This window comes from Sulfuricurvum sp. RIFOXYD12_FULL_44_77, from assembly GCF_001830725.1.
Taxonomy (GTDB): domain Bacteria; phylum Campylobacterota; class Campylobacteria; order Campylobacterales; family Sulfurimonadaceae; genus Sulfuricurvum; species Sulfuricurvum kujiense_A.
Window position 1 is genome coordinate 1 of the sequence record NZ_MIBU01000028.1, and the last position, 2168, is coordinate 2168.

The window sequence follows — 2168 nt, forward strand, 5'->3', positions numbered from 1 at the left end:
ATGAAAGTTGAAGTTGAAGTTCCTGAGAACTTCATGGGTGACGTTATCGGTGACCTTAACCGTCGTCGCGGACAAGTTAACAACATGGGTGACCGTTCTGGTAACAAAATTGTTGACGCGTTCGTACCGTTGTCTGAAATGTTCGGTTACTCAACTGACCTTCGTTCAGCGACACAAGGACGTGCAAGTTACTCTATGGAATTCGATCATTACGAAGAAGTTCCACGTAACGTTGCCGAAGAGATCATCAAAAAGCGTAACAGCTAAGCTTTTCTGTTTCTCCTCTTGCCCCGTTTGGGGCACTCTCTATCCTTCTAAATTTCTATTCGCAAACTCCCAATTTAATAAATTCTTGATCACGGCATCGGCATAGTCAGCACGAGCGTTTTTGTAATCCAGATAATAGGCATGTTCCCAAACATCGATACACAAAATCGGTTTTACGCCATGGGCAATCGGGGTATCGGCGTTTGACGTTTTACTAATACTTAATTTTCCGTTTTTAAGAACAAGCCATGCCCATCCGCTTCCGAATTGTCCCAATGCCGATTCTTTGAGTTCTTTGGCAAAATTGTCATAGCTTCCGAAATCGGTATCTATTTTTTTAGCTATTTCACCGGTTGGAAGGCCGCCTCCGTTTGGTTTGAGGGAGTTCCAATAGAAGGTGTGGTTCCACACTTGCGCGGCATTGTTAAAGAGGGACGTTTTTGTCGAATCATTAGCGGTTAGAAGAATAATCTCTTCGAGCGACAAGGTATCGAGTTCCGTCTCTTTTATCAGGTTGTTGGTGTTTACAACGTAAGTATTATGATGTTTACCGTAGTGGTATTCGAGTGTCAAAGAACTGATGTAAGGTTCCAACGCATTTTTTTCAAACGGCAGTGAGGGTAAAATGATCGCCATGATAAACTCCTTGTTTGGATAAGAGATTATTATAGAATAAAATACCCTTATGAGATACTAAATTATTAAAGTAATAAAAAAAGTAGATTTATTCGGTGGATTCGCTATAATCAAAGGATGAAGAATTTAGTCCATATTATTTCATTTTTAGTGTTATTCACCCTCTTGTTAGATGCAAAAGAGAGAGTTTCTATCGGTGTATTGGCGCATAAAAATTATGAATCAACCCACACGATGTGGGATGCAACTGCCGAGTATTTGAATACAAAAATTCCCAATTACGAATTTGAAATAGTTCCATTGCGATTTGAAGAATTTCCGCCCTCTCTTCGTGATAAAAAAATAGACTTTGTCATTACTAATTCTGCCTACTATGTCGATTTGGAAAACCGTTACGGCATTTCTAGGATCGCTACCCTCAAAAATATGGATCTAAACGGTCGGGCTCAAACCCAATTTGGAGGGGTTGTGTTCACCCTCGCGTTTAATCAAACGATTCAGGAGTTGAAAGAGATTAAAAACCGTCCTTTTGCCGCAGTCAATCATGATTCTTTCGGAGGATGGATTATGGCTTTGAGAGAATTCAAAGCCCATAACATAGACGCGGATAAGATTAAAGTGACTTTTTACGGAACGCACGAAGCTGTAGTGAAGGCGGTGCTAGAGGGTAAAGCAGACGCAGGTACCGTTCGTACCGATACATTGGAGAGGATGGCGTCAGAGGGGAAAATAAATCTCAATGATTTTGCGATTATTAATCATCAAAATTACCCCGATTTTTATTATCAGGCCAGTACCAGACTCTATCCTGAGTGGCCTATAGCTACCGCAAAACATACTTCGGATGAATTGGCAGAGAAGGTAGCGGTTGCCCTTATATCTATGCCCTCGGATTCAGAAGCGGCACGTACTTCAAAAGCGTTAGGGTGGACCATACCGCTTGATTATCAAAGTATCCATGAATGTCTCAAAGAGCTTGATTTGGGCCCGTATAAATCTATGAAAGCGGATGCATTTGTCTATTTTGTAGAACAATACGGTATGTACATTGTCATTTCATTTTTGCTTTTAATTCTATTGGTTGTTGTGACTCTTTATATACTTAAAATTAATATGCGGCTACGGGAGACCAGAGGAGAACTCGAAGTTATGAATGCTTCATTGGAGGAGCACGTTCGAGAGAAAACGCAGCATTTATTCGATAAAAGTATACGACTTGAAGAAGCGTATTTAAATGAAAAATACCTCCGAAGTATTTTGCGAAC

General features: G+C 40.5%; 2 protein-coding genes and 1 pseudogene. 2 read left to right on the plus strand and 1 reads right to left on the minus strand.

What is annotated here, in order from left to right; genetic code table 11:
- Positions 1-267 (plus strand): annotated as a pseudogene (fusA, locus tag A2517_RS01375) (elongation factor G); the annotation flags it as partial.
- A 39-nt stretch (positions 268-306) separates the two neighbouring features.
- On the opposite strand, the gene A2517_RS01380 reads toward fusA, so the two are convergent.
- Positions 307-906: a superoxide dismutase gene (locus A2517_RS01380; protein WP_349681471.1), complete on the minus strand. Its 600-nt coding sequence runs from the start codon at positions 904-906 to the stop codon at positions 307-309.
- 114 nt (positions 907-1020) lie between these two features.
- On the opposite strand from A2517_RS01380, the gene A2517_RS01385 reads away from it, so the two are divergent.
- A partial coding sequence (locus A2517_RS01385) for a phosphate/phosphite/phosphonate ABC transporter substrate-binding protein (RefSeq protein WP_294893578.1) occupies positions 1021-2168 on the plus strand: 1148 nt, incomplete at its 3' end.